This window comes from Variovorax brevis (genome assembly GCF_030317105.1).
GTDB classification, from domain to species: domain Bacteria; phylum Pseudomonadota; class Gammaproteobacteria; order Burkholderiales; family Burkholderiaceae_C; genus Variovorax; species Variovorax brevis.
In genome coordinates this window covers 1-5,060 of sequence record NZ_JASZYG010000060.1, presented here as the reverse complement: position 1 = coordinate 5,060, position 5,060 = coordinate 1, and the positions used below count along the sequence as shown (strand labels likewise).

8 protein-coding genes are annotated in these 5,060 nt (G+C 63.7%); 4 read left to right on the top strand and 4 right to left on the bottom strand.

Annotation, left to right across the window (positions count from 1 at the left end):
- Positions 1-535, top strand: a 535-nt coding sequence (locus QTI66_RS39230; protein ID WP_286565782.1) for a LysR substrate-binding domain-containing protein, incomplete at its 5' end; no start/stop codon positions are given.
- Positions 536-957: 422 nt separating this feature from the next.
- Here QTI66_RS39230 and QTI66_RS39225 read toward each other — a convergent pair.
- Positions 958-1,134, bottom strand: a complete 177-nt coding sequence (locus QTI66_RS39225; protein ID WP_286565781.1) for a hypothetical protein — start codon at positions 1,132-1,134, stop codon at positions 958-960.
- A 618-nt stretch (positions 1,135-1,752) separates the two neighbouring features.
- On the opposite strand from QTI66_RS39225, the gene QTI66_RS39220 reads away from it, so the two are divergent.
- The 3 genes from QTI66_RS39220 (at position 1,753) to QTI66_RS39210 (ending at position 3,176) form a co-directional block, all read left to right on the top strand.
- Complete coding sequence (locus QTI66_RS39220) at positions 1,753-2,445, top strand: hypothetical protein (RefSeq protein ID WP_286565779.1); 693 nt, start codon at positions 1,753-1,755, stop codon at positions 2,443-2,445.
- A 140-nt stretch (positions 2,446-2,585) separates the two neighbouring features.
- Entirely contained in the window at positions 2,586-2,816 is a 231-nt protein-coding gene (locus QTI66_RS39215) for a DUF433 domain-containing protein (protein WP_286565778.1), read from the top strand.
- A 114-nt stretch (positions 2,817-2,930) separates the two neighbouring features.
- Positions 2,931-3,176, top strand: coding sequence for a DUF5615 family PIN-like protein (locus QTI66_RS39210; RefSeq protein ID WP_353506299.1), 246 nt, complete (start codon positions 2,931-2,933; stop codon positions 3,174-3,176).
- 623 nt (positions 3,177-3,799) lie between these two features.
- Here the strand turns inward: QTI66_RS39210 and QTI66_RS39205 are convergent.
- The 3 genes from QTI66_RS39205 to QTI66_RS39195 form a co-directional block, all read right to left on the bottom strand.
- On the bottom strand, positions 3,800-4,159 hold the full coding sequence (locus QTI66_RS39205) for an SPW repeat protein (RefSeq protein WP_286565776.1): 360 nt from the start codon (positions 4,157-4,159) through the stop codon (positions 3,800-3,802).
- 162 nt (positions 4,160-4,321) lie between these two features.
- A complete protein-coding gene (locus QTI66_RS39200; protein WP_286565775.1) occupies positions 4,322-4,543 on the bottom strand; it encodes a hypothetical protein in 222 nt (73 codons plus the stop codon).
- Between the two features lie 369 nt (positions 4,544-4,912).
- Positions 4,913-5,060 (bottom strand): TraR/DksA family transcriptional regulator (locus QTI66_RS39195; RefSeq protein ID WP_286565642.1); only part of this gene is annotated, 148 nt, incomplete at its 5' end.

The following is a 5,060-nucleotide window of genomic DNA, read 5'->3' as shown; positions in this document are numbered from 1 at the left end:
CGCAAGAGGAGACGCGGACTTCGGGTTGACGTACATCGGCACGCAAGAAGCCGACATCAATTTCGAACCACTGCTGGAGGAGCGGTTTGTCGTCGCGTGCCCTACGGACCATGCTCTGGCAAAGAGGAAGCGCCTGACCTGGGCGGACTTGACGCAGCACGCATACCTGACACTTGCTCAAGGAAGCGGGAATCGATTTTTGATCGATCAAGCAATCAGTCAGGTTGAAACAAAACCGCAGTGGATTTGCGAGGTGCGCCACGTACCAGCGCTCGTCAGTCTGGTCCAGGCAGGATTGGGTTTAGGCGTCGTCCCGCGCCTCGCAATGCCGCCGAAAGGGCATTCATCGGGACTGATCAGCATCCCGCTGGATGATCCAGAAATCACCAGGGTGATCGGGCTGATCAGCCGACGCGGGCGCGAACTGATGCCAGCCGCCCGCCTGTTCCATCAAATGCTCTTGAGCGGAAGTGAGAGCAGGAGAAATGAAGCTCAGCCAATGCAACGACGCCGGGATCAAACGAAAACGAGCTAAGGGCAAGACGAATTGGATTGGTGACGACTGCTTTGGCATGGCCGCGGAAGTTGGCAGAGCGAATCCGAAGGGCCGGAAGGGGCCCAACAGAGACATACGTGGCGAGCCCGGCCGTGCTCTCGTCGCTGACAATCTGGCAGGAGGTTCTGAGGTCCAACGCTATTGGTTGTAGCGCGCCCGCCTTCAAATTCAAAGCGCCGTGGACCGCGGCGGTATGACGCAAAAGCGCCCCAATGTCGGCACAACGAGCCGACGATCTACAGGCCAGCCGCGGATTTCAAACGCTGCTTCGGCCTTCGAGTCGACCTGCAACGCAAAGCCAGGCTTGCTGGCGACAAGCCCACGGGGCTAGATCGACGTGAAGGCCGGCGCGTTGGCCGCCGGTTGCGCCTCGGCGTTTTCATAGGCACGAATGACTTCTCTCAGCCGCTCGCACTCGCGCTCGAGTGAAGCGACCCAAGGCGCGCGTGCCGGGCTTCGTTGAAGGCCTGCTCGTGCAGCGCCGACATGCCCCAGCGGCTCTCGAACCACAGCGCGAGCTGGACCGCGCGCGGCGGGTGGCCGGCGGCAATGTAGCGCTGCAGGGTGCGCAGGCTCACGCCAGTTGGCACGCGATGTTCTCGCGCGGCTCGACCTGGTCGGCCAGTAAAGAGGCCAGCGGCGGCAGGCGCGCCCCCGACGGACAAAGAAATCCCATGGCAACCTCCTGGCGCAGAACCTCCTGAGGGGAGCGGCGGCCACCGCGCCGATCAGCACTGGGTCGTGTCAACTTGTCGCGCGGCTGCGCGGCCCTCACCTGCTCCCTGGCGGGTCTGGCTTTTCAGGCGGGAGGGGATGAATCGACATAACCCCCAACCTCGGGGCATCGGGGCATCGAGGCATCGAGGCATCGAGGCATCGAGGAGATCCGTAGGCGGCGACAGCGGCCAGTCGCCGGTGGGAATGGACAGCCAAGAGGGCGCTGTCATTCGAGCGTAGCCAGATCCGAGGGGTGTGCAGTGCAACAGAGCTCTGCCGTGGACGTGGTCGGTACTGCGCGCGCAGTACCAAGTCGCGCCTATTCAAACTTGCTGCGGTGCACACCCCTGCAACGATGCGGACGGTGTGCCGGTCTCGGTGCGCAATGCGACGCGGCTGCTCTGGGAGACGGCGCGGCGCGAAGCCGAGGATGTTCAGCGGCAGGAACTGGAAAGCGCCCGAGCGCAACTCGAGGCAATGTGCTGGCGGCTGGACAGGCCGAACTGTCGAAGCGCGAAGCCGCCTTCGAACAGGCTCGGGTGAGCCTTGACGCGGCTCTGGCATCTTCGCAGCAGGCCCGCGAAGCCCTTGAGCGTCAATTGGGCGAACAAGCTGCAGAGATCGCTCGACTGCGGGCTGCGTCCGAACAGGAGATTGCCCGGCTGAACGCCCTCCTCCAGGAGGCGCATGCGAGCAAGGAGGTGCTGCGTCAGGAGCAGGCGGCAGCGCTGCTCGCCCGCGACAAGCACCTTCGCGAGGCCGAAGAGCGTCACGCAGCACACGAACGCCGCTCACATGAGGAGGTCGACCGCGCGCGTCAGGCCGCGAAGCAGTCGGAGGCCGCACTGGCCAGGGAACAGCAACAGCGTCTGCGAAGTGAGGATGCCGCGGCCCAGACACTGGAGGCCGGGCGCAGGACGCTGCGAGAGACACAGCAGGCGGCCCAGCAACTCGAGCGTGAGCTTCGCGGCAGGTCACGGGCCAGACAGGCCTGCTCGCGCAAGCACAGGCAGAAGGCGCAGCGCTGCAGCAGCGCCTGTGCGACGTTCAGGGGCAACTCAATGAAGAAAAGACATCGCACGAGAGCACGCGCGGGTTGCTCGCCTGGCGCGCTTGCCGTGCGCAAGACGGCGGGGTCACGGAAGCCGTCCGTTCGACGGGGCAAGGCGTAGCCTGATCAGGGTATTCGCAGGCGGACGTTTGGAGCTCGATCCTCCTCCTTGTTCACCATCTCGATATAGTCTGCGGCGCCCAGCGTCCTGGGGGACCAGGTCGACCACACCTCTCGGGGCATAGCTGATAAAGTGCTCTCATGCCTCAAGAGTTCAACCGCATCACGCAGACGCCCGGTGTCATGGGTGGAAAAGCGTGCGTGCGCGACACCCGCGTCACGGTCGGCATGCTGGTGAACCAGATTGGCGCTGGCCACGGGTTCGACGCCCTTCTGGCGGACTATCCGTACTTGGAGCGCGAGGACATCGTCCAGGCCTTGCAATACGCCGCGCGCCTGGCCGAAGGTCACGAGGTCGAGCTGGCCGCGTGAGAGTCCTGGTCGACGTGAACCTGTCGCCACGATGGGTAGACTTGCTCGTGGACGCCGGCATCACCGCCCAACTGGTCATCCATCGGCGCCCCCAACGCGCCCGACACCGACCTGATGGAGCACGCGGCCCATGAGGGCATGATCGTTCTCACGCATGATCTGGACTTCGGAATGATCCTGGCTGCCACGCAGCAGCACAAGCCGAGCGTCGTGCAGCTCAGGGGCGAGGACGTGAGTCCCCAAGTCATCGGCGCGCGCGTGATCACGGCCCTCAAGCAGATGGAAGACGAGTTGCTCGATGGCGCCCTCTTCACCATCGACCTCAAGCGCTCGCGCCTGCGTGTGCTGCCCCTGCTATAGCGGAATGGCCCGGTAATGGCGCTCTCCGGCTGCGGGACCCGAAAGGGCGTCTCACCGAGAAATCGACCTGTAGCTGTGCCGCCGAAGCCAAGGCTCGTCAGCTGACATTCGTGTCGCAAGTCGCAAGAGAGTGGCACTCAGCGGTAAGCCGTAGAAGAAAGCGAATCTGACACTCCTGCGCAGGTAAATGTGTCATTGCGCCTCTTCGGGACTGCCCTGCCGGCTGCAATGTCGCATCCAGCCTCGCACGGCGCGGTCCGCGAAGCAAATTTGCCTCACTGGCGTCGGTCGGCGTGGCGGCGAAGGAAATGTGTCACCGATATCCCGCAGCCACAGAGCCTTCCCATCCCCTGCCCTACCCAAGTACCGCTCGCGTCACAGCGAAGCGTCGCCTGCGCGTCAGGGGCACGCATGGCAGCACAGAGGCCCTGACCCATAGTGCCCTCTGCAGTGCCGGCAGCGAAACGGCGCGTCCAGAAGTTCCGCGTCAAGCCAGTAGTCCAACGCTCTCCCGCAATGAAGGTAGGCCAAAAGCAGGGGCCGCTAATGAATCAGGCATCGCGCCCGGCATTCACCGCCTTCGGCATGCCGACGCTGACGTTGGCCCCCCCGCCGTCAACCCATCAATGTGCTGGCTTGCGCCAAAGGACATAGTCCTTGTCGGTGACCAGTACCCAGAGAGCCAGCCCCATCACGGCAATACCCGTGACCAAGGCGTTCATCATCGGCGCGCGCATCGTTTCAAAGCCAAGCACCCACGGAGAGACGACCATCCACAAGCCCAACGCACCTTCGGTCCATTCCTCCCACGCACGGGGCACGAAGGTGGCGCCCAGTGCAGCCGCGCCCAGCAAAATCCCGGCGGCCACCGCATTCATTGTCGGGGTCGCTTGGTCCTGAAAGCCCACCAACCAGGGCGAGAGAAACAACCAAACGCCGAGCCCCGCGTTCAGGGGATCCTGCCAGTGCTTCACGTGCTTCATGATGTTTACCTCCTGTCGTCGCGTGAATGCCAGGTTCGCGGCGACACGTGTTAGACAGCAACGAAAGCGCCAAGTTCAGCCGGCGTTTGATCGCGCCGGGGCGTCCTGGCAATACACCGTCTCGCACAGTCACGGCGCTGAACACGCCAAACACGGGGATACTCACGTCGCGTCTGCCGCCGTGAAGTAGCAAGACGGATCTTCCGCACTTTGTGTGACGACCGGCGTGGGTTGCCACAACCGGTGCCGCGCGTCGCGGAGCAGCGTCGACAGCCACGCGCTCCTCGGATCGCGCGCCATCCAGTTGCCTTGGTCGCAGCTGACCTCCAGTTTCACCTTGTTCGCCGCGGCCCAGGCGTCGACCTTGCCCTTCACGGTTTCCACGAGCGCCTCCGGCGTCCGGCCGCGTGGCGTGAGGGAGAGCGTGCAAATGTGCGGGAAAATTCGCCTATGCAGACTCCAGTTCCCGCAAGGTGGGCAAAGCACTGATCGCTGGCAAAACCAACACAGCCAGTCCATGGCACGGGTCGTCCCAAGGTAGCCAAGTTCGTCCGCATTCCGCTCAAGGAATGGGCGGAACTGGACGAGCAAGATCTGGGGCAATCAAACTTTCTCCGCGGCTTGATACGGTCGCTCGAAGAGTTCACTTGAAAATCAACAACTTACGCCGGGGCCATTGTTTGCGCACAGATGGGCATCCGTAAGCGTCAACGGAACGCTGAGACCTCGAGCCCGGCTCCTCTTTGCCGCCGCTCAGTCGCCGAACATCTTCTGCTTCAGCTCGCGGCGTTGTTGCGCTTCGAAAGACAAGGTCGCCGTGGGCCGCGCCAGCAGGCGCCCGACGCCGATCGGCTCGCCGGTTTCGTCGCAGTAGCCGTAGTCGCCGGCATCGATGCGCTGG

Coding starts and splice junctions, on each gene's coding strand:
- QTI66_RS39215 (WP_286565778.1), top strand. CDS start 2,586: ATGCCTCAAGAGTTCAACCGCATCACGCAGACGCCCGGTGTCATGGGT.
- QTI66_RS39210 (WP_353506299.1), top strand. CDS start 2,931: ATGGAGCACGCGGCCCATGAGGGCATGATCGTTCTCACGCATGATCTG.
- QTI66_RS39205 (WP_286565776.1), bottom strand. CDS start 4,159: ATGAAGCACGTGAAGCACTGGCAGGATCCCCTGAACGCGGGGCTCGGC.